This window comes from Cyclobacterium qasimii M12-11B (assembly GCF_000427295.1).
GTDB classification, from domain to species: domain Bacteria; phylum Bacteroidota; class Bacteroidia; order Cytophagales; family Cyclobacteriaceae; genus Cyclobacterium; species Cyclobacterium qasimii.
This window is the reverse complement of the sequence record NZ_ATNM01000096.1, coordinates 14,960-36,042: the sequence shown is the minus strand read 5'-3', so window position 1 is coordinate 36,042 and position 21,083 is coordinate 14,960. Positions and strand designations below refer to the sequence as shown.

Below are 21,083 nucleotides of genomic sequence, written 5' to 3'. Positions count from 1 at the left end.
TTTCTGTTTCTGATCAAAAACTTGCGGAACTTAGCTTAACCTTTTTTCTCCATATAGAATACTGCTTAAACACAAAAGAGCCATCCTTTTTGGGGATGGCTCTTTTTATAAAAATTAATGCTGATTTTTTGGTTTAGGAAACCGTTTCTTCGTTTTCACTGTCGATCTCTCTTTTCATTAAATCAACTACTACTGGAGTAGCGATATAAATAGAAGAGTAAGTACCAACTAGAACACCTATTAATAAGGCGAAAGAAAAGCCTCTTAACACTTCTCCACCAAATACCAGTAATACTAGTACTACGATAAGGGTGGTAGCAGAAGTAATAAGTGTTCTGGCCATTGTTTGATTGATTGCATCATTGAACATTTGTACCATTTTACTTGTACCCCTGTTGGCAATGTTTTCTCTGATCCTGTCAAATACAATTACTGTATCATTTATGGAATAACCAATCACTGTCAACATAGCAGCAATAAATACCTGGTCAATTTCAAAGGTGGCACCAAAAGCACTTGCGATAGCGAAAGCAGCGATTACAAAGAAAGTATCGTGTATCAATGCAATAATAGAAGCAAGTGAGAACTGCCATTTTCTAAACCTCAACAGGATATAAAGGAAGATGGCAACTAGTGAGAAGAACATGGCCTCCAAAGAAGAGTTTTTGATGTCATCCGCCACTGTAGCACCTACTTTATTTGAACCTGTAATGGAGAAGTCTCCACCGGAAAGTTTGGTAGCATCATCCAGGTAAGTAAATCCTGTGACAGCAGCAATACCATTTTTTACCCTATCTTCCACTTCCCTGTTCGCTTCGTCATTGTCCTCGTTTACTAAATAGGAGGTGGTCACTTTCAGTACATTATTAGCACCGTAAGTTTTTACTTCAACTGCACCATCAAATTCACTGTCAAGTCCCACTTTTAATTCTGAAGCAGGTACTGATTCGCTGAATTCAACTACGTAATAGCGTCCTCCTGTAAAGTCAACGCCAAATTTGATACCAGACGTTAAAGCCAATACCATACCGACTACGATAATACCAGAAGATATGAGGTAAGCTACTTTACGTTTGCCTAAGAAGTCAATATTTAGGTCACTGAATAAGTTTTTCGCAAAAGGAGTAGCGAAGGAAATATTGCTTTTATCACCTTTCTTACTCATCCAATAAACAATCACTCTAGTAATAAATACTGAAGAGAAGAAAGAAGATGCGATACCAATCATAAGAACGATAGCAAATCCTTTTACAGGGCCTTGACCCAATGCGTACAAGATTGCTCCAGTAAGGAAGGTCGTAACGTTTGAATCAAGAATAGCACTGAAAGCCTTATCATACCCACTGCTAATTGCCTGTAGAATACCGGAGCCATTTTTTAGCTCTTCTTTTATCCTTTCAAATATCAGAACGTTTGCATCTATCGACATACCTATCGTAAGCACGATACCTGCAATACCTGGTAAGGTAAGCGCAGCGCCTAACTGGGCCAGGATACCAAGAATAAAGAAGATGTTAAATAGCAAAGCAGCAATTGCTACAAATCCACCTTTCGAGTAGTAAGCGATCATAAATAGCACTACCAAAACAAGACCAGCAATCATAGAATTGATTCCTTGATTTCTAGCTTCAACACCCAAAGTAGGACCTACTATGGCTTCCTCTACTATATTGGTAGGAGCAGGAAGAGTACCTGATTTCAATATATTAGCCAAATCCTTGGCTTCTTCCATTGAGAAATTTCCGGTGATTTCAGACTGTCCAGAAGGAATTTCTCCTTGTACTGTAGGGGCAGTGTATACATAATTATCTAATACTACTGCAATCCTTTTGCCTATGTTTTCTGAAGTTAATTTTCTCCAGTTTCTAGCACCTTCTGCATTCATTTGCATGCTTACAGCTGGTCTTGAGGCTTGATCCAAAGATTGTCTCGCATCCGTAATCACATCACCTTCTAAAGGAGCCTGATCCGTTCCTCTTGGGGCTTTGATAGCATGTAATTCCAATAATTCAATTCCGTCCTGAACCTGAGGTTTCACAGACCACATGAATTTTACATCTCTTGGTAACAATGCTTTCACATCGTCTCTTTTCATTACCCTGTTGATGGCAATGGTATCTCTTAATTCATAAACCAATCCATAATTTGCTTTTAGCAAAGCAAAAAGAGGAGAAGCGTCTATTCCTAAAGAATCTGCATCAGTAGCACCTTCAGCAAGTTGTCTCTCAAGGTCACTTTCTAAACCTGTAGTGTCAGTCGCCGCTGGCGTGTCAGAAGATACATTTGCTGCCTTTTGGCTTCTTGCTTCTTCTACAAGGAAAGCATTGATTTGCTGTAACGCATCACCATACTCATCCATTTCTGCTACTTGCCAGAATTGTAACTTGGCAACACCCTGAAGAAGGTTTCTTACCCTTTCAGCATTGTCTACACCTGGAAGTTCAATTTGAATCCTTCCGGTATTTTGAATTCTTTGAATGTTTGGTTGTGAAGTACCAAATCGGTCAATTCTGGTTCTTAAAATATTGAAAGACCTGTCAATCGCATTTTCAATTTCACTGTCAATGATATTTAAGATATCAGTATCAGAGGTCTCTAAAGAGATTCTTCCTCTATTGGCCGCTGTAGCGAAAATAGTATTCAATGACTTATCGCCAGCCTTTTCCTGCCAAGCCTGATAAAAGATGTTTACAAATTTATCATTAACAGTTTTGGCGCGCTCTTGGGCAACGGCTACAGCTTCATTAAAAATTTGATCCTTGCTGCCTCCAGCAAGACCTTTTACAATTTCTACTGGAGAAACTTCCAGTGTTACATGCATACCTCCTTGAAGGTCAAGTCCTAAACCAAGCTCAGTGTTTTTAACTTCCTGATAAGTAAATGGTAGGCCTAAGAAATTATAAACGGGCTCTCTCCAGATTGAATCCAGGTAGGTTTGTCTTTTGTCAAAATCGACATTACCCGATTGGTCAGTTGCATAGGTAGTGGCTTTCTCATGCACATTGTTGGAAACCAATGTGAAAGATAAGTAATACAGGCATAGGGCTGTAATGACCACCGTAAAAAAAACGATTATCCCTTTGTTTTTCATGTTCGTTGATTAGATATTAAATGTTGTATTTGATTTTGTATAGCATTTTTCATTTGAATCAAAGATTCAATGTTGGCAGTAAATGAAAAATTTAAAGATTGGTGTTACTCAGGGTGCATTCACAGAAATAATCTGCTCAAAAAGTATTTTGAATAATTGATTGTATTCAAGATCTGTACCTAATAGAAAATTGGTTTGAGGCCGGTCGGCAATAATGATTTCATAGATGAAGTGGTATGCAAAATCAAAGGCATACATTACAAAAGGAACTACAGCATCTATACCAGAGTGAATAAAGGTCCGCGTATCATTTGATTCTCCATCTTCATTGTCAGAAGATAAATCCAATTGTACTTCTAAAGAATTTTCCTTGGAATCAAGGCTTAGCACAATCTCTGAACTGGAAACAAATACGCAAAAAAGCATTACTATCAGTAATGTAAGCCTTTGGCGCATTAATCCTCTATTTTTCCTGTTCAGTTTCATGGGTTGCAAATATAAAAAAGTTTTTCCAATTAAGGCATGGCTGTCCTTTTTAATTTCACTTGTCAAACATGCTGTAATTCAGGTTTTTATGGTTTTATATCCTGGGTTGGATAGAATTTAGGACAGCAAATTGAGATATAGAAGGAATAAAACAGGAAGGATCAGTTGGGTTAGCTACTTAATTTTGGCACGTAAAAATGTTTTTATGACCTCTAATGCTCTTTTAAAATCGCTGTTATTGGGCACAATCAGGTCGGCATCGTGTTTAAATGGTGCAATGTACTTTTCATAAGTAGGCATGACATGCTTTTCATATCTGTAAAGCACATCGTCAAGATCATAACCACGCTCGACTTTGTCTCTTACAATTCTTCTTTTTAGCTTGATGTGTTCCTTGGCATCTATATAAACTTTTAGGTCCAATAGATTGGCAAGTTCAGGGTAGTACAAAACAAAAATACCTTCAACCACCACTACAGGGGCAGGAGTGAAAGTCAGCATTTTCGGCTTTTTGTTGGGGTTATTAAAGGTGTACTCCTGCCGGGTGATGGTTTGACCATCCTGGATCTTCCGGATATCTTCGGCATATTGTTCAAAGTCTATGGAATCCGGCGTGTCAAAATTATGTATGCCGCGCTCATCCATAGGCTGCTGATGCCTCGGTTTATAGTAGTTGTCCTAAGAAATCAAACATACCTGCCCAGGCTCGAAGGAATGCAATAGCTTATCTAGAAAGTGTGTTTTACCCGAAGCACTTCCGCCAGTAATTCCTATGATAAATGGTTTGGTCATATATTGATAATTTCAGAATTCAATAGTTACGGAGAATTTACGAAGATTTTTCTTTTAAAAACGTAGCCAATAATCTTACCGCTTTACCTCTATGGCTGATGGTGTTTTTTTCTTCCAGCGATAATTCCGCAAATGTTTTGTCATAACCCAGGGGTTTGAATATTGGGTCATAACCAAATCCACCTTCCCCAGATCTTGCGCCGATTAGTTCTCCTTCAGCTTTGCCATTAAATGCCCACTCTTCGTCTCCAATAATCAAAGCAATGACGGTTCTGAAAGCAGCTTTTCGGTCCTTTTTCTCAGCCATATTTTTCAACAGCAAGTCAACATTCCGGTCATCGCTCCTTGGTTCTCCCGCATACCTACCCGAATAAACACCGGGAGCACCGTCTAAAGCGTCTACTTCCAATCCAGTATCATCGGCGAAACAATCCACCCCGTAATGGGTTTTGACGTAACGGGCTTTTTGAAAAGCATTGTCCTCAAGCTTGTCACCGGTTTCAGGTAATTCCTCCTTACATCCGATTTCTTCAAGGGAGACAATTTCAAACTCTTTGCCTAAAACAGCCCTTACCTCTTTCAGTTTCTTTGAATTATTCGTAGCAAAACAGATTTTCATAACGTAAAATTACTTTAGCTTTTTCAAAAACCTTTGTTAAAACGTACTTTTTTGATTGAAAAGAAATTTTTTGACATCATTTCCCCTTCTGCCGGCTTCTTTCCTCTTCCCAAAAGGTACTTTAAATATAAGCCTATTATAAATTTCTTTTTAGCTTTGAACCCATAGAAGCAAATTACCCAACTATTGTTAGGATAGCGTGATTTATATTTAAAATGGCTTTAATTGGTTTAAGGTTTTGAACCAGATAAATAATTGGAGGGAAGTCAATTCTAATCTGATTGGGTAAAACAACCGTATAAAAAATAAAATCCCGACCTAAGCTAATGAATTTCTATTTTAGCACTGGTTACCAAAATTAAGTATTAAATATGTTTTCATTGAAAAATATCACCGTCTACTGCGGATCAAGTACTGGAATACTTCCAGAATATACGAGTCAGGCCAAAGCATTGGCCAAAGAAATGGTCAAGAGAAAGCTGGGGCTGGTTTATGGTGCCGGAAATGTAGGACTTATGGGGGTAATTGCCGATGAGATGCTAGCTTCCAAAAGCCCTGTTTATGGAATAATCCCCCAAAAATTAGTAGACATAGAAGTGGCACACCAAGGCTGCACAGACTTGATCGTAGTGGAAACGATGCGGGATAGGAAATGGCTAATGGCCGAAAAAGGCGATGGTTTTATTGCCATGCCCGGTGGAATAGGTACACTGGAGGAATTGTTTGAAATCATGACGCTCAATCAGCTGATGTACATCCAAAAACCATTGGCCCTTTATAATGTGTCCGGCTATTATGATAAGTTGTTGGATTTTTTAACCCATGTCGGTGACCAGGGTTTTTTGAAACCCGATCAATTGAGTAATTTAATTGTTGCTGCTGACCCTGTGGAGTTATTGGACAAAATGGAAGCTTACCAACCTTCAGGCACTCCTGATTGGCTGCAAAGGAAAAATAATCGCTAATGGGGTTAACTTATGGATTTAACCAGGAGTAACCCCACTAGCCACAATAATTTAACCCCTAACAGGGATTTTTTGATATTTATAATTTCACTAACTCCGCCACGTAGATTACCAAATGCATCTAATGCATAGAATGAAATCTCATCCGGCTGCTTTCTGTCTGAATGCTGCCATCCATATTTTTTCAATTGGCATTTCTGACAGCTCTACTTGGACCTATTCGCTACTGTACGGTCACCCGTTCTATTTTCATATAGTTTTGTAACACCTCTGTTTTTCCACTGTCTAAGTAATAGAGACAAAAATAAAATTCAGGTTTCAATTATTTTAAATAACAAAACAATGGGAAAATTAGAAGGTAAAGTAGCGGTCATAACAGGAGGAGCAAGTGGTATTGGTTTAGCAACAGCTCAAGAGTTTATTGATAATGGCGCCAAAGTAGTTCTTTTTAGTAGAGGGCAAGAAGCTTTGGATGCAGCGGTAAAACAATTGGGTGCCAATAGTCATGGTGTAAAAGGCGATGTTACCAATCATTCAGATTTAGAAAGGTTATTTGCAGAAACCACCTCTAAATTCGGAGGAGTTGATACCTTATTCATAAATGTGGGAAAAGGAAAATTAGCGCCTGTAGCAGATACGGATGAAGCATTTTTTGATGACATGATGAATGTAAACTTTAAAGGGGCATTTTTCACTTTGCAAAAAGGAATCAAAAATTTGAATGACAATGCTTCTGTGATTATCACAACCTCGTATTTAAACGAAGTAGGGTTTGGAGGAAGCAGCTTATTAAGTGCTAGCAAAGCTGCATTAAGGTCATTGGTTCGCGTTGCTTCAGCTGAACTTGCTGACAAAGGAATACGTGTAAATGCAGTAAGTCCTGGTCCAATAGGAACACCATTTTGGGGTAAAATTGGTTTACCAGATGATGTGCTTGCTGGTGCCGCAGAAGCTATAACCGCACAAACAGTATTGAAACGTTTTGGAAACCCTGAAGAGGTAGCAAAGGCTGTATTGTTTTTGGCTTCAGACGATTCGTCGTATATAATTGGTGAGGAAATTCCCGTGCATGGAGGAATCAACGCTATTTAATTCATCAATAAGCCTCATTTTGATATATTTGAAATGAGGCTTTTAAATTTTTATGCATATGGCTGATTTTCTTTCAGATAACTATACTGACTTTGGCGACAACAAACTAGTTGAATTGTCCATCGATGGTGATAAAAAAGCGCTTCAAACTTTGATTATTCGGCATCAACTTTTTGTCTATAACCTGGCCCTTAAAATGGCAGGAAATGTTCAAGATGCAGAAGATTTGACGCAAGAGGTTTTTATAAAAATAATTACCGCCTTATCAAAATTTAAAATTGAAAGTAAATTCACAACTTGGTTGTATAGGATTACTGTTAATCATTTTATTAACAGTAAAAAACAAAGTGCTAAAGCAAGATTTGTGAGCTTCGACAGTTATTTTGATTCTATAGACGCTGTTCCAAGCACTGATTTAAATGATCAAGAAGAAAAAGAGCTTAAAGATACCATTGAAGAGATAAGAATTAACTGTACCACCGGTATGTTGCTTTGTTTATCAAAAGAACAACGGATGATCTATGTTTTGGGTGAAATGTTTGAAATTGGTCATACCCTTGGAGGAGAGATTTTAGGCATAACACCAGGTAATTTCAGGGTTAAACTAACGAGAACGCGTAAAGAACTTTATAATTGGATGAACAAGCGCTGTGGTTTAGTCAATTCCGCCAACCCTTGTAGGTGTTCAAAGAAAACAAGGGGGTATATAAATGATGGAAAAGTAGATCCTGGTAATTTGAAGTTTAATACGGGGTACAAATCGAAAATCAGCGCATTATCAAAAAAGAAAGCTGTAGCATTGACCGATACAGTAGATGAACTAAACAAACAAGTCTTTCAAAGTCATCCTGCACAAACACCCGTGCAATCCTCAAAAATTATAAACGATATATTAAATAATGATTTAATTAAATCGATTTTAGACTTGTAAAAAAAATGCATCCGAAGCATTGAAGAGGTGTGATTTCAAGGCACAAGAAAGGGTTGATCAAGGGCTGAGGTTAACCCTTCATTCTTCCGAATGAAAATTGTCTCTTTTAACGTTTCATGGTCACCAAAGGAAGTGGTGCAGAAATGGCTTAATGTATTGGTGCATTTTTTCATTTCTTTTTTTTACGCGCTCCCAATAATCCTTCTTCATCCAATACCAGAGTCGGTTGTTTGCTCGGTACCAAAATTTGAAAAGGCGGCTTGTTCGTTTCTTATAGTTCTTCTGACATTTTGAAAACAGCCAGTCCTTGTCAAATCCCTCCCATTCACCTGCTACACTCAAGAGGTTCATTTGGAGTACTGGAAAGACTTCATAGCGATCAATGTCCATGATTTCTTCAAGGTCGTATGGGGACTTATGAAAAGTCTTGCAAATTTCTTTGAAGTCTTCTTCTTGTAGTTCCGTGTCCAGGTAAAATTTGGAAAGTGCTTCCCAAATTGGTTTTCTGTTCGCTATGTCGGTTTCGGTCGGGTTCAAGGTCAGTTTTCTGATTGTCTAAATTCCCAATGTGATAGGGGCTTTTTCTTTATCCAATAGCGGGTTTTGGGTGAAAATTCCAATGGAAGAACTTCATCTTTATTGGAGAAAACTAAAAATTGACTTTGCTGCTAGGGCTGTCTCTGAAATATTGTAAGATGGGTCGCTTCACCCATTTCAGTTTCAGTATTGCTTGAATGAAATATTTGTTTTAAACCACAACTTTCAAAGGATTCAAGGTACTCATGATTTAAAAGCCATGGAGGTCCATTTTCAAAAGTTCTTTTACCTTCTTGTGTTTCAGTGATGACCAATAACTTTCCGTTGTCTGCTACAAAGTCGGAGATGTTCTTTATCAAAGTTTTCTCATACTTAGGTGGAAGGGCTTGAATGGTGTAGATTTCTAATACAAAATCAAATTTTCGGTTCCAGTCTGAAATTCCTTCTAATAAATCGGCTTGAATAAATTTAACCTCAGCATTTGGAAATCTGGTTTTACAAAGTTCTATTGCACTGTTTGAAACATCAAATGCGGTTACTTTAAATCCTTGTGATTCAAGTTCAATGGCATCGTCACCCATCCCACAGCCGATTACCAAAGCTGTTTTTCCTTTTTGCGTATTTGGGTTATCGCTTATCCAACTTTTAAATACTGGATGGGGCGCCATATTTGCCCATGGAACACCTTCGCCTCCTTCATCAGCGTCAGAATAAAGCCTTTCAAACCAGTCGGTTGGTTTATTCTCCTCTACTCCTAATCTGTTTTTTGTTTTTTCGTCCATTTGTGAATTTTATAAAATATTTGGCGATTATTTACAATGCTTCGGCTATGGTTATTAAGGAAATAGAAATAGGGGACTTTAGATTAAGCCTTTAGCCAAAGCTTTTTGTTTTATTTTTTCAATTTGAATATATATCAAAAGGCCCAGCGGACTTGGTTAAAAACTTTGGTTTAAATAACAAAACCTGCATTAATCATGGCCATTTTTAGGCTTTCGTCATTTTGATATTTATCCATTTGAACACCACCAAAGTCAAAAATATACAGAAAGATATATAACACATTGGTATGCCGTTACTGGTGTTAGGGCAATCAGCAATGCCGAATAATTGAGACATGGTGCCATAAGTTGCAATCGTTAAAGCGATGGCTGTTCCTATAAAATATACCTTATTACTCAAACTGAATAGATGTGCTATGAGTGGAACAATTAAACATGCCATAATAATATAGCAAGCAGGTATGCCCAAGATTTGTGGGCATACCTGCTTTAGTGTGTATTCTCTGTATACCAATCCGCCTGCTCCATAAATTCCAAAACTGAAAACAAGGGTAATTAATATGTTAATTAATTTACTCAACATCTGAGGTTTCTTCTGCTATAATTTCAGGCACAAAAGTTATTGTGTTAATGCTAAAATCTTCTAAATTTTGCGTTTCACCATTTACATATTTCACTTGGATGCTTTTAATTTGCTCTTTTCCCAAGCCAAAATGCACAGCTGCTGATTGATCAGAAACCAAGCCTTCTCCGATAACATAGTCTTCTGTAAGGACCTGTCCTGAGCTCGTAGTTAATATTACTTTTGCGCCAATGTTCTTGGCATTTTCTGCAAATCGTAATTGAATAAAATTGTTTTCACCACCATTATTGATAAATACCTTTGTGGGCGACCCTATATTTACCCATACTAAATCAAGATATCCATCTTGGTTAAAATCACTAACCAGCGGTGTAATTCCGAAATTTTTGTTGACTACACCACTCTTACTTTCTGTAGCGACAAAGGTATGGTCGGCTTTCTGCGTTAGAAAACGACCAGGTAATTTAAACAATTTGTGTGGTGGGAATTCCACATAATTCTCGGCAACAATCAGGTCTTGCAGGCCATCGTTGTTCATATCGGCCATTGCTGCTCCCCAGGAAAATTCATAATCGCTTACCTCAATTTTTTTGGCTACATTTTCAAAAATAAAGTTTCCTTTATTTTCAAAGAATATCCAATCAGAATCAAATTCACTTTCATCTACCGTACCTCTTGCTAAAAAAATGAGGAGCCGTTGAGCCGGTATTGGAGAACATAAAATCCACATTGCCGTCATTGTTATAATCTCCTACAGCAATCCCCATAGGATAGCCGTATTTATCTGTTGTTGGGTTAGGCTTTACAGTAAAAGTGCCATCGCCATTATTCTGGTAAGTTCTTACTTCACCAGTATCATGTGCCACTACCAAATCTAGCCAGGAATCATTGTCAATGTCTACAAAAATCCCCATAAAGGTATTGTGCTGGTAGGTTAGGCCAGATTCTTTGGTAACGTCTTTAAACGTATTGTCTCCATTATTCAATAATAATTGACTTATCGGGCCGTATGTTTTACTGAAGTTATTTTGGCCCACCATCTGTTTTTTACGGATGTAGTTTGATATAAATATATCAATAGTCCCATCCTTGTTCACATCTCCCAATGCAAACCCAAGAGGAGAAGCATTGTCGGCTAAAGGGTAGTCAACCTTTTTAGGCGTAAATTTTCCGCCATTGTTATAATAAATTGTTATACCATCTTCACGAGAAATGATTAGGTCTGAAAAGCCATTGTTGTCAAAATCAGCCGAAGCGGCGCCTAAGGTTGAAAGGTTTTCTTTTTCTTGAAGATTAACACTTTTTGAAATGAGGGTAAAAGAGCCATCTTCATATTTGAAAAGTTCATCTTGATGATTGTACCCACCTCCTAAAAACAATTCATCTACTCCGTCATTATCAATATCTATCAAAGCAGAAGCTATTACAGGAAGTGACTCTTCTCCATTATGTTCTTGCGTAAAGGCAATAGAGGCTTCACTAAATGTGGGAATGAGATTGTCATCAATCTCATTGTTATAAGGATTATTGCCGTCCATTCCAAAACGAAGGAGAACGAATGACACAATTACCAGCACTAATGCTAAAACGCTAAAAAAGAAATATTTTAAAATTTTCATATTAACTGGTTTGTTTTTAAGTTGAAATAATAGAATAGTGAAGAATATAAAATGAGTTACGTTCATAGCTATTGGCGCAATGTGAATACCCAAAGGCTTGAACCAGACCAAAGAAGAAATGGTGATAATTAAAAGTACAATAGGGTTAAATATAGCCAACCATTTTGGCAAACCTTGTTTGTTTCTCAAAATCAGTAATACATATACCCCAGATAAAAGGACAATTATTATTCTTAAAGCCCAGACTAAAACCTGGTAATGATCTTCATAGGATTGAAGGTAAAAGGCATAGTCAGCTGTGCCTTGACTTCGCTGTAATACTTCAGCTCCAAAATATCTGGAGGATATCCAAATACCGCCAATAAAAAATGCCAAAACACCCAATACCAAAAGCATGTTTGCTAAAGCCTCATTAGATTTTTTAAAGAACGCACTAACGCCATAATAACCAGCAAAATACAAAGGGGCTCCAAAGACTGCAAAAAAATGTCCTATACTGGCCCGTTTTAAAGGCACATGCTCTAACATACTTACTTCTCCGCCTGGGCCTTCAGGTAGAAAGTGCAACAAATATTCGCCAATACCGACGAGTACTGAGCCTAACAGGCCAAGTAAGATTAGAATTTTAATATTCCTTTTGTTGTTCATAATTGACTGGTGCTAAATAATTGACAATATTATTTCTAATAAAAAGTCACCGTTGTGAATAATTGCCTTAGTAATGATGCCTAAAGGTGGGTAAGAAGTCATAGTATCCCGCAGGCTGCTATGATTTCCTTTACTTTAATATAGGGTTTTTTATTCATTAAAAACCCCATCAAATCTTTTATTGGCTTTTTACTTTCTTCTCCTTGCCAAAATAAATGTCCCCACTTGTTGTCATAGGTCTTTAATTCAGAATTTGTAATCTTCTGACTTGCATATTTTGCCATCTCAATATTAACAGACTTATCATTTAGACTATGCAAAATAAGCGTAGTGCATTTTATTTTATCAATTACCTCACCTCAAATAACCTGGTCTAAATCATTCTCAAATCCGCTACCTGATTTTGCTTAAATGTCATTACCGAACGTTGATATATATCCATGTTTTACCAAAGGAATTGCGTTAAACTAACTATTTATCAGTCGATTATGGTGGTTTTCCTTTAACAAATTAAGGGATTCTGACATGGGTTCCAGTGAAGTGGCGACATTTTATTGGAAAAAGCCAAAATAGAACTTTTCAACCAGAGCTGTTTGGTTTATTATAGAGGTTTAGGATTAAAAAAAGTGTTTGTTAGCTTAAGGTTGGAACCGTGTCCTATGGTAAACCTTTTTTATGGACCCTGAGCCTGTCGAAGGGTCAAGCTTTTTGCTATTCTTAATTCAAGTATAACAAGTGTAATTATAATCATAACTTCAAGTATAATATAAATCCAACCGAATTGTGTTATTTCTTGATAATGCCAAAATGCTAAACCGATTGATAGGCCACAATAAATTAGGTTCATAATAGCAATTCCTTCTAAGAATATTCCTAAATTTTCGTCAATTTTTCGGTAGCAATAAAAATCATAAATAGCAAAAAGGCAGGGTAAAACTGCAAGAAAATATAGCGTTGATTTAGGAATTCCAAAAATTCTTCTTAATTCAACTAACACAATTCCCAATAAAAATGCTGACAGGATTGCCCCAATTCCATCTATCATGAAAATTATCCTTGGATTCTTATTGATATTTTTTACCGTTTGATCAAATAACATCTTGGAATTTATCTTGAATTTTATTTTCCTTGTCTGCTTGCTGCCAACGCCTAGCTATGATGAGTGGGGGTTAGAAAGCACTAACCTTTCCTCTAGCACATAGCCACGTCTTATTTTAAATTTATTCATTGTGGCGGACTTTGCAAATACCGGCAAAGTTTCTTGACTGACAAAACCCCATTCATTCATAGCTGTTATTGTAAGGTGTTTTACTTTTTTCCAGGTGCTCCTTTAGCAGTCGTTCAAGTTCATCTGCCTTAATGGATAGAGAACTTGCCATTATTGTTAAGGGTGAACCCAGTGTTTTATTATTAGACTTCACTGTTCTTTTCGCAAATCCATTTTTTGCTCGATCAATATATTTAGCTGGTTTGCTTGTCTTAACTACTATGATCTTCGTGAAGGAAATTTTGAATGTCTTAAATCCTGTCACATCTTTCCATTCGATTAGACCGAGATCAAACACGTTGGAATTATCCCAGATTCCTTCCTCACTAATTCTCAGCCCTATTTTAGAATCCAGAAGTTTTCGAGTTATAAAAATCAAGCACCTTCCAAAAAAAACAAGACTCGCTATTCCACCGATTCTGATAAATGTTGGACTCGGATATCTGAAGGAGACATAAGCTGCTGGTTCAAATGTGAAAATGACTCCTAATAGAACGAATACTAAGGCGCCAATGAAATAAAGGATGATCTTGGTTTTACTTAGAGGTATTTCCATTGATTCGTTCTTGCGTTCTGATATGACCTACAACAATTGTATATATACATGTTTAATCTCGGAGTTCCGTATATATCAATTATGTAGCCAACCCCTTTGATTTGTAATTCTATAACAAATTAAGAATTTAGGACAAGGATTCCAGTGGAGAGCTGACATTTTTAATTTAAAAGGCCAAAATAAGACTTCTCGGTTTATAAGGGTTTCAATAAAAAGATCTATCGATAATTTTAAGTGTACTCCCATGTCCAAAGGGAAGTCATTGTGCCTACTGCTGCAGTATTTTATTTGGGTTGATACTTATTGTCAAGAGCGCTGCTTCTCCTTTTACTGCATAGGGTAATCCAAAGTAAACATGCTTGTGGGACGTGTGAGGAATTTATCCCTTACAGGCGAATAAGTCTGGACTTCAATGCTGTTTTTTTCAGGATAGAAAGTCATGATGCGTAAGAAACCACTTCCTGCTTTGATCTCAGGCTTGTCCCAATACCAATAATCTGCCTGAACCTGGTGCACAATATTTCCATGCTTGCCTTTGCTGCTCAGCAAATTCTCCATGGCATGTCCGGAAAGAACGAGAAAGATGTTCTTGTGTTGGCTAACAAATTTCTCCCACATTTCTTCCCCTGAGTTGCCTTTCACCAAATAGTTGTCATCACCTGTCCGTTCTCCCTTTTTTCTGCTTAGGTAACTGTGTGTGACAATGATGGTCCGGCAATCAGAATGCTGTGCTACGACTTTATTCGCCCATGCAAGCGTTTCGTCCCGAGGCTTAAATTCCAGGCTGAGCACAAGAAACTTCATCTCGCCTTCTTTCAGAAAGAGGTAATAGTTTTCGGTTTTCCCATCTTCTTTAAAATGCAGCTTTTTATTACTGCCGAGAATCGGTTTGTACAAAGGGTTCTTTGTGAAACGTGAAGGTTCGAAGTAGGAGCTAAGTAGGCTTTCACGGGAATGACTTGTTTTATGGTCTTCTGCTGAGTATCCCATGTCATGGTTTCCCGAGGACAATATATAAGGAACGGTGTTGTCAATGGTCTTGAAAGCTTTATCGGCTATTTTCCATTCTTCATCGTGGTCTGTCTGTGTGATATCCCCAACATGAGCCACTAATGCGATATTCAGCTTCTTTCTGTTCTTTTTGATCCACTCCGTCTGCATAAAGAAACTGTCACGCTGATCACCAATTCCCGGCCAGTGCTTCTGTGTCTCCTTATGCCTCGTGTCAGCATAGCCTTGGGTATCAGGTAGAACGATAATCGTGAATGGTTTATTGGTGGCTCTTTTGTTAAGGCTAGCACATCCATTTACTAAACTAAAAATAGCGATAAATGCTAGCCACAAAAACAAGCGCATCCCTCTACCTAAATTAGTATATTTCATTAGTAGTATGATTATTTCTTTGCCAACAAATTTGAAAAATTTATACCGGATATAGATCAGTTGTTTTTTTAGTCTTCCGACCTACCCACTAATGTATAGACCCAAATCTTTGTAGGATAATTTATCTTTAGTTATTCTGGAATTTTATCGATTTTAGAGATTCAAGATGTGTTTTGGGATCAAAATTGTGAGCTATTTCACTACCTAGATCTACCTGAAAGGCTATTTTCCATGCAATCACTTCTTTTTCTTCAAGTACAAAACTGAAGCACCTGTAAATGGAGCAACGATTGCTTTATAACTACCACCTTTAAGTGTTTCTGTTCCTTTGATGGTTCTATTGAGTACCGGGAAAAACCATTCTACCTCAAATTCTACATTTGCATCTCTTAGGTCTAAGGTTCCAGTGCCATCTGGCAAATACACTACATACTCTTCACCGGGATTGGCAAGACAGAACCTAGTGGAACAGAGTTGGTCTTGGGGCGTCATATTTACTAAATCGATGCGATTTGCCAATTCAAGAATTTGCCCCATGTTTTCACGCAAAGGTTCATAATCGGGATGGTCGGCATCATTTTTTGTAACGCCACCGATATAAAATATGCCAGGGCTTTGCTTCCTGTCGTAGTTTCCTGCCAAAGGCACCCACGAATCCATAAAAATAGGATTGTGCCCACGAACAAATGATTTCCATGCCCACATATAGGTACCCCAATGGCCTCCCAAGTGGTCTGTATCAAGAATAATTACTTTTTCGCCAGTATTTGCCGGAGGATCATTTTTATAATCCTGAACATAATCAGTGCCCTTGTACATCCAGGAAATGGGCTCCGGAGTGGGGGATATCCAATCTGCAGGGCTTTCCCATAAATCATCATTAAACATTGGCGGGTTGACAACCACAGCATGCGTCATGCCCACAGGGTGCTGTTTGGGCATCGGTTTTTCCATCCTTTTTACCAAATTAACCATATGGTATTGCCATTTTTTGGTACCGCCTTCATTTATAATCTCGTAGAGAACATTGTCTAGATCATTTACTGTTTCAATTACCTTTTTCACATACGCTTCCTGGTGTGCAAGTACATCGCCATTGTTCATCGAATGTAAAGTGCCCATTTTTTCATCATCAAAACCATTGTTTTTAACCGATTGTCCAACTCCGTTTATATTGTTGACAGGATTGAGTGGATGATACTCCCAAGGATCACTGCCGGGTGTTTTTAAGCGGTTTTGACTCCAGCCCTGAAAAAGCATGACAGAAACATAAATCCCCAAGTCTCCGGCTTCTTTTGTTCGATTGCGAAGGCGCTCGAAATAAGCTTCGTTCCATTGGGAAACATCATACATTTCTTTGCCATTTTTTTTAACTGTTTTATAGGGGAGTGGCGAGAAAATAACCTCATTGCTAGTCCAGGAAGCGTTTTTAGAATGCTCCCAGGTCCATTGACGAATGAAATTATGATTGTGGGCTTTAAGCATTTTCAAATAGGCCTCATAATCGAAAAGTGCTTCGTCGGGTGTTTTGCTTTCCTGAAAATTAGCCCAGGTATGTGATCCGGTTAAGTAAATTGCTTTGCCTGAATTATTGGTAAAATAACGTCCATTCTCTGGGTGAACCTTTAATGGGCCATCAAGCTGCTGCGCACTTATCTGAAGTGTTACTAAAAATAGGAGTACAATTAGAATGTTTTTTTTCATGAATTAGCAGTTTGGTTATATGGATTTTGCATCTTAAATGAGGTTTTCTTTTTTAATTCTATCGGCTTTATTCGTTTTAAAATGCTAGAATTTAAATTTCTCTAAAGCTTAATAAACTTTGTTAAATGGGCGAATATTTTCTTTAGTTTCCTTATTTGTGTGCATGTGTCCAGATCGAATATACCGAATTATTCCAGAGGGTGAAACTCGTGCAAACCATAAGCAAGTTGCAAAGCTTTGCTTTATTTCTCACAGGGGTAGTTTGCCATGAGAGATCTGTTGGCGGCTTAGCAGGAAGTCGGCAGGGCAGTGACCCAAAGTCTAATTCTGATTACTACTATAACTTTGTCACGCCTAAGAAGAAAAGGTTACGAGTCTATGGTTTCCTATTACCTCAAATCCCAACCTACAATCCAGTGAACTGGGGCTTAGCGTAAAAAAAAAATGATCTTAAGAAATCATTTTATCGAAGAGCCCGAAGGTAGGGCAGGTACTAGACCCCCAGTCGACCGGGTGGTACTTCGGCAAGCTCAGCAGAACTGTGAGTGGCGCATTCCCGAAGGGTCGTGACAGGCTGTGGGCTTATAGCCTATGGCCGTCTACTCGATTGACATTTCGTTTTTATTTCCCAATCAATATATTGTATTCTTTTGGTATTTCTACTCCATTGAATCCATTTGTCAATCCATATAATATAATTACGGTTAAAAGTATTCCGATAATTAAAATTCCATAAGATTGCTTAATTGGTTCAATACCAAATATTTTTCTTTAATTTTTTCGAATGAACTGCTGAAATATGTCCGAAAAACGAAATGATTGCAAGTCCATAATATGGGATAAAAAACAAATTTAAAGGAAACGTATTAAGTCCAGTAACTCCAAAATAAAAGTTAGTGTCTAGCTCCAAAACCAATCTGCCAAATAATACGGCACTTAAATGAAATACTAAAAAAATAGCAAGGTAAAGTCCTGTCCAAATTTGAAGTTTTTCAAATAAATCATATTTCGTTTTACGTTTCTTTAAGAACAATTTTATTCCCGAAACAATTTGTGTGGCAACGGTAACAAGCAATATCGTTTCAGCAATTACATTCCTATAAATAATCCTTAAATCATTCATCAGATTAATATGGGCTTCTGCTCCAAAAAGACTATAAAAATGATTAAATAAGTGTAGGCCTACGAAAATTGTAATCGTAATTCCTGAGAAGTAGTGTAGTTTTTTTACGTTCATTTTTAAGCTCTGTTAGCTATGATTTTATTTTAGAAATCCGTCTGACATTTTTCCAATGTTTACCCCTTCTGCTTTTGTGAATTTTATTTCGCGAACAAATTCCATATCCCCCCATAAATAAGCATTTCCTTTTAAGGCTTTGGTTGCATTCATTCGTCTATTTAGTCTTGAGATTTCGATTCCTGATGCTTTCCTTTTTTCTCCCAATTCACCATAAAGTCTAATTGCGGGATATGAACTAAACTGAAGTTTGTAAAGTGCTTTTAGCCAAAACCATTTGCTGCTATTCACGCCTAAAACACATATGTTTTTATTCGTTTTTGCATTTTCCGGTATTGTCTTTGGGAATTTTTCAAAATAAAAACCTGTATGGTCCATATTTAAAAACAGTGTTCCGATTGGTGTCACTGTTGGCATATTGTCTTTGGTAACAGAGGCAATTGAAACGGACAAGCTTGTTTTAAAACTTACATTAAAATGATTTTTAATAAGCTGCCAATTTTCTTTTATGTCCATAATGCCTTGATTTGGTTGTTCAAACAAAGCTCTTAATTGAAGGGCACAAATCTTTTGACCTAAATCAAATCACCGTATTTTTTTGTTCTTACTCTACTTAAAGTTTCTTGTGTTATTCCGATATATGAGGCAATATCACCCAATGAAATGTGTGATTCGATTTCAGGGAATTGTTTTAGCAAGAATTCATATCGTTCTATAGCAGTTGCGAATTGTAGATAAACAACCCTTTGCTGAAGTTGAAGCATTATTCTGGTTATGACTTTTCTTGAAAGCCTTTCAAAATCGTGGTATTGATTTGATAGTTCTGTTAATTTTTCGCGCTCAAACTCTAGAATAATGCTGTCTTCAGTTAGTTCAATACAATGCTCACTTGGTGCTTTCAGGAAATAACCTGTTATAGCACAAATAAATTGATTGTCGAAAGCAAACCAATCTGTAACTAATTTCCCGTCTTTTAAGTGATATGCTTTTGCACTTCCTTTGTAAATAAAATACAGTTTGTTCGTAAACTTCTCCTCTTTGACTAATTGAGTTCCTTTTTTAAGCTCTAGAATTTTGCTGTTTTCTTTCCAATCATCAATAGTTTCCTTTGATAAAACGGAATACTCTTCTGTAATTTTTCTGATAATTTCATTTAACATAGAGTTCTGTTTTAATGAATGCCAATATCTGTATATATCCATCTATAGACATTGGAGTTGCGTATATACACGCTATGTAGCCAACCCCTTTGATTTGTTTTCTTTATCAAATTAAGGATTTCGGACAGAGATGCTAGTGGAAAGACCACATTTTTATTGGTAATAGCCAAAATACAACTTTTCGGACAGGGCTTTTTGGTTTATAAGGGTTTCAATAAAAAGATCTATCGATAATTTTAAGTGTACTCCCATGTCCAAAGGGAAGGCATTGTGCCTACTGCTGCAGCATTTTATTTGGGTTGATACTTATTGTCAAGATCCCTACTTACCTTTCTACTGCATAGGGTAATCCAAAGTAAACATGCTTGTGGGACGTGTTAGGAACATAGCCGTTACAGGCGAATAAGTCTGCACCTCAATACTGTTTTTCTCAGGGTAGAAAGTCATGATGCGTAAGAAACCACTTCCTGCCTTGATCTCAGGCTTGTCCCAATACCAATAATCTGCCTGAACCTGGTGCACAATATTTCCATGCTTGCCTTTGCTGCTCAGTAAATTCTCCATGGCATGGCCGGAAAGAACCAGAAAGATATTCTTGTGTTGGCTAACAAATTTCTCCCACATTTCTTCACCTGAGTTGCCTTTCACCAAATAGCTGTCAGCACCTGTTCGTTCTCCCTTTTTTCTGCTTAGGTAACTGTGTGTGACGATGATGGTCCTGTATTCAGGATGCTGTGCTACCACTTTATTCGCCCATTCAAGGGTCTCGTCCCGAGGTTTAAACTCCAAACTAAATACAAGAAACTTCATCTCGCCTTCTTTTAGGAAGAGGTAGTAGTTTTCAGTTTGCCCATCTTCTTTAAAATGCAGCTTTTTATTAAAACCGAAAAGCGGTTTGTACAAAGGGTTCTTTGTGAAACGAGAAGGTTTGAAGTAGGAGCTAAGTAGGCTTTCACGGGAATGACTTGTTTTATGATCTTTTGCTGAGTATCCCATGTCATGGTTTCCCGAGGACAATATATAAGGAACGGTGTTGTCAATGGTCTTGAAAGCGGTATCTGCTATCTTCCACTCTTCATAGTGGTCTGTCTGTGTGATGTCGCCAACATGTGCCACTAATGCGATATTCAGCTTCTTTCGGTTCTTTTTGATCCATTCCGTTTGCATAAAGAAACTGTCACGCTGATCACCAATTCCTGGCCAGTGCTTCTGTGTCTCCTTATGCCTGGTGTCCGCATAGCCTTGCGTGTCGGGCAGAACGATAATTGTAAAAGGTTTATTGGCGGCGCTTTTGTTAAGGGTAGCACATCCATTTACTAAACTAAAAATAGCGATAAATGCTAGTGGCAAAAACAAGCGCATCCCTCTACCTAAATTAGTATATTTCATTAGTAGTATGATTATTTCTTAGTCAACAAATTTACGAAGAAAAACAGGGTGGTGAAGGGCGGCCAGCCGTTAAATGCTTGATATTACCGGTCGTTATTGCTTTATTTTTCTGTAGTTGTAAAGTTGAAATGTGGTAAGACTTGATTTTACTCTGCGTTTTTGGTCTTGAATAATGCAACTTAACTACGAAAGGCAAAGTATACACAAAGGCTTTGTATTAAAAATACATGGTATAATTTCTC

At 37.5% G+C, this 21,083-nt stretch carries 19 protein-coding genes and 1 pseudogene; 3 read left to right on the top strand and 17 right to left on the bottom strand.

What is annotated here, in order from left to right:
• Positions 1-133 precede the first annotated feature (133 nt).
• The 4 genes and pseudogenes from secDF to ADICYQ_RS10020 form a co-directional block, all read right to left on the bottom strand.
• Positions 134-3,091, bottom strand: a complete 2,958-nt coding sequence (gene secDF, locus ADICYQ_RS10035; protein WP_020893095.1) for a protein translocase subunit SecDF — start codon at positions 3,089-3,091, stop codon at positions 134-136.
• A 108-nt stretch (positions 3,092-3,199) separates the two neighbouring features.
• On the bottom strand, positions 3,200-3,577 hold the full coding sequence (locus ADICYQ_RS10030) for a hypothetical protein (protein WP_040415594.1): 378 nt from the start codon (positions 3,575-3,577) through the stop codon (positions 3,200-3,202).
• A 174-nt stretch (positions 3,578-3,751) separates the two neighbouring features.
• Positions 3,752-4,369 (bottom strand): annotated as a pseudogene (gene udk / locus ADICYQ_RS10025) (uridine kinase).
• A 37-nt stretch (positions 4,370-4,406) separates the two neighbouring features.
• Complete coding sequence (locus tag ADICYQ_RS10020) at positions 4,407-4,988, bottom strand: non-canonical purine NTP diphosphatase (RefSeq protein ID WP_020893091.1); 582 nt, start codon at positions 4,986-4,988, stop codon at positions 4,407-4,409.
• A 380-nt stretch (positions 4,989-5,368) separates the two neighbouring features.
• Here ADICYQ_RS10020 and ADICYQ_RS10015 point away from each other — a divergent pair, with 380 nt between their 5' ends.
• The 3 genes from ADICYQ_RS10015 to ADICYQ_RS10005 all read left to right on the top strand — a co-directional run bounded on the left by ADICYQ_RS10015 (position 5,369) and on the right by ADICYQ_RS10005 (position 7,976).
• A complete protein-coding gene (locus ADICYQ_RS10015) occupies positions 5,369-5,953 on the top strand; it encodes an LOG family protein (RefSeq protein WP_020893090.1) in 585 nt (194 codons plus the stop codon).
• Positions 5,954-6,295: 342 nt separating this feature from the next.
• Positions 6,296-7,045 carry an SDR family oxidoreductase gene (locus ADICYQ_RS10010; protein WP_020893089.1) on the top strand — a complete coding sequence of 250 codons (750 nt, stop codon included), beginning with the start codon at positions 6,296-6,298 and terminating at the stop codon, positions 7,043-7,045.
• Between the two features lie 58 nt (positions 7,046-7,103).
• Positions 7,104-7,976: an RNA polymerase sigma factor gene (locus ADICYQ_RS10005; RefSeq protein ID WP_040415587.1), complete on the top strand. Its 873-nt coding sequence runs from the start codon at positions 7,104-7,106 to the stop codon at positions 7,974-7,976.
• 120 nt (positions 7,977-8,096) lie between these two features.
• Here ADICYQ_RS10005 and ADICYQ_RS25930 read toward each other — a convergent pair whose 3' ends face one another.
• From ADICYQ_RS25930 to ADICYQ_RS09940, 13 genes are all read right to left on the bottom strand, one after another.
• Complete coding sequence (locus tag ADICYQ_RS25930) at positions 8,097-8,513, bottom strand: DUF7079 family protein (RefSeq protein ID WP_020893087.1); 417 nt, start codon at positions 8,511-8,513, stop codon at positions 8,097-8,099.
• A gap of 131 nt (positions 8,514-8,644) precedes the next feature.
• The gene (locus tag ADICYQ_RS09995; RefSeq protein ID WP_020893085.1) at positions 8,645-9,295 is read right to left on the bottom strand and encodes a class I SAM-dependent methyltransferase; all 651 of its coding nucleotides are present in this window, start codon (positions 9,293-9,295) and stop codon (positions 8,645-8,647) included.
• Between the two features lie 572 nt (positions 9,296-9,867).
• A complete protein-coding gene (locus ADICYQ_RS27110) occupies positions 9,868-10,608 on the bottom strand; it encodes a CRTAC1 family protein (protein ID WP_051160166.1) in 741 nt (246 codons plus the stop codon).
• Positions 10,538-12,145 carry an FG-GAP repeat domain-containing protein gene (locus tag ADICYQ_RS27105; RefSeq protein ID WP_051160165.1) on the bottom strand — a complete coding sequence of 536 codons (1,608 nt, stop codon included), beginning with the start codon at positions 12,143-12,145 and terminating at the stop codon, positions 10,538-10,540. The genes ADICYQ_RS27110 and ADICYQ_RS27105 overlap by 71 nt, the downstream gene beginning before the upstream one ends.
• 98 nt (positions 12,146-12,243) lie before the next feature.
• The gene (locus ADICYQ_RS09980; RefSeq protein ID WP_146948455.1) at positions 12,244-12,465 is read right to left on the bottom strand and encodes a hypothetical protein; all 222 of its coding nucleotides are present in this window, start codon (positions 12,463-12,465) and stop codon (positions 12,244-12,246) included.
• A gap of 353 nt (positions 12,466-12,818) precedes the next feature.
• Positions 12,819-13,244, bottom strand: a complete 426-nt coding sequence (locus tag ADICYQ_RS09975; protein WP_040415581.1) for a hypothetical protein — start codon at positions 13,242-13,244, stop codon at positions 12,819-12,821.
• 181 nt (positions 13,245-13,425) lie between these two features.
• Positions 13,426-13,968: an STM3941 family protein gene (locus ADICYQ_RS09970; protein WP_020893080.1), complete on the bottom strand. Its 543-nt coding sequence runs from the start codon at positions 13,966-13,968 to the stop codon at positions 13,426-13,428.
• A gap of 327 nt (positions 13,969-14,295) precedes the next feature.
• Positions 14,296-15,351 (bottom strand): metallophosphoesterase, encoded by a 1,056-nt coding sequence (locus ADICYQ_RS09965; protein WP_020893079.1) that lies wholly within the window; start codon positions 15,349-15,351, stop codon positions 14,296-14,298.
• A gap of 237 nt (positions 15,352-15,588) precedes the next feature.
• Positions 15,589-17,055, bottom strand: coding sequence for an apiosidase-like domain-containing protein (locus tag ADICYQ_RS09960; RefSeq protein ID WP_020893077.1), 1,467 nt, complete (start codon positions 17,053-17,055; stop codon positions 15,589-15,591).
• A gap of 751 nt (positions 17,056-17,806) precedes the next feature.
• Positions 17,807-18,292, bottom strand: coding sequence for a succinate dehydrogenase/fumarate reductase transmembrane subunit (locus tag ADICYQ_RS09955; protein WP_235114543.1), 486 nt, complete (start codon positions 18,290-18,292; stop codon positions 17,807-17,809).
• Positions 18,293-18,316: 24 nt separating this feature from the next.
• Positions 18,317-18,808: a hypothetical protein gene (locus ADICYQ_RS09950; protein ID WP_020893075.1), complete on the bottom strand. Its 492-nt coding sequence runs from the start codon at positions 18,806-18,808 to the stop codon at positions 18,317-18,319.
• 59 nt (positions 18,809-18,867) lie between these two features.
• Entirely contained in the window at positions 18,868-19,452 is a 585-nt protein-coding gene (locus ADICYQ_RS09945) for a Crp/Fnr family transcriptional regulator (RefSeq protein WP_020893074.1), read from the bottom strand.
• Positions 19,453-19,785: 333 nt separating this feature from the next.
• Positions 19,786-20,841 (bottom strand): metallophosphoesterase, encoded by a 1,056-nt coding sequence (locus ADICYQ_RS09940; RefSeq protein WP_020893073.1) that lies wholly within the window; start codon positions 20,839-20,841, stop codon positions 19,786-19,788.
• Positions 20,842-21,083 lie beyond the last annotated feature (242 nt).

Coding starts and splice junctions, on each gene's coding strand:
- secDF (WP_020893095.1), bottom strand. CDS start 3,091: ATGAAAAACAAAGGGATAATCGTTTTTTTTACGGTGGTCATTACAGCC.
- ADICYQ_RS10030 (WP_040415594.1), bottom strand. CDS start 3,577: ATGAAACTGAACAGGAAAAATAGAGGATTAATGCGCCAAAGGCTTACA.
- ADICYQ_RS10020 (WP_020893091.1), bottom strand. CDS start 4,988: ATGAAAATCTGTTTTGCTACGAATAATTCAAAGAAACTGAAAGAGGTA.
- ADICYQ_RS10010 (WP_020893089.1), top strand. CDS start 6,296: ATGGGAAAATTAGAAGGTAAAGTAGCGGTCATAACAGGAGGAGCAAGT.
- ADICYQ_RS10005 (WP_040415587.1), top strand. CDS start 7,104: ATGGCTGATTTTCTTTCAGATAACTATACTGACTTTGGCGACAACAAA.
- ADICYQ_RS09995 (WP_020893085.1), bottom strand. CDS start 9,295: ATGGACGAAAAAACAAAAAACAGATTAGGAGTAGAGGAGAATAAACCA.
- ADICYQ_RS27110 (WP_051160166.1), bottom strand. CDS start 10,608: ATGTGGATTTTATGTTCTCCAATACCGGCTCAACGGCTCCTCATTTTT.
- ADICYQ_RS27105 (WP_051160165.1), bottom strand. CDS start 12,145: ATGAACAACAAAAGGAATATTAAAATTCTAATCTTACTTGGCCTGTTA.
- ADICYQ_RS09975 (WP_040415581.1), bottom strand. CDS start 13,244: ATGTTATTTGATCAAACGGTAAAAAATATCAATAAGAATCCAAGGATA.
- ADICYQ_RS09970 (WP_020893080.1), bottom strand. CDS start 13,968: ATGGAAATACCTCTAAGTAAAACCAAGATCATCCTTTATTTCATTGGC.
- ADICYQ_RS09965 (WP_020893079.1), bottom strand. CDS start 15,351: ATGAAATATACTAATTTAGGTAGAGGGATGCGCTTGTTTTTGTGGCTA.
- ADICYQ_RS09960 (WP_020893077.1), bottom strand. CDS start 17,055: ATGAAAAAAAACATTCTAATTGTACTCCTATTTTTAGTAACACTTCAG.
- ADICYQ_RS09955 (WP_235114543.1), bottom strand. CDS start 18,292: ATGAACGTAAAAAAACTACACTACTTCTCAGGAATTACGATTACAATT.
- ADICYQ_RS09950 (WP_020893075.1), bottom strand. CDS start 18,808: ATGGACATAAAAGAAAATTGGCAGCTTATTAAAAATCATTTTAATGTA.
- ADICYQ_RS09945 (WP_020893074.1), bottom strand. CDS start 19,452: ATGTTAAATGAAATTATCAGAAAAATTACAGAAGAGTATTCCGTTTTA.
- ADICYQ_RS09940 (WP_020893073.1), bottom strand. CDS start 20,841: ATGAAATATACTAATTTAGGTAGAGGGATGCGCTTGTTTTTGCCACTA.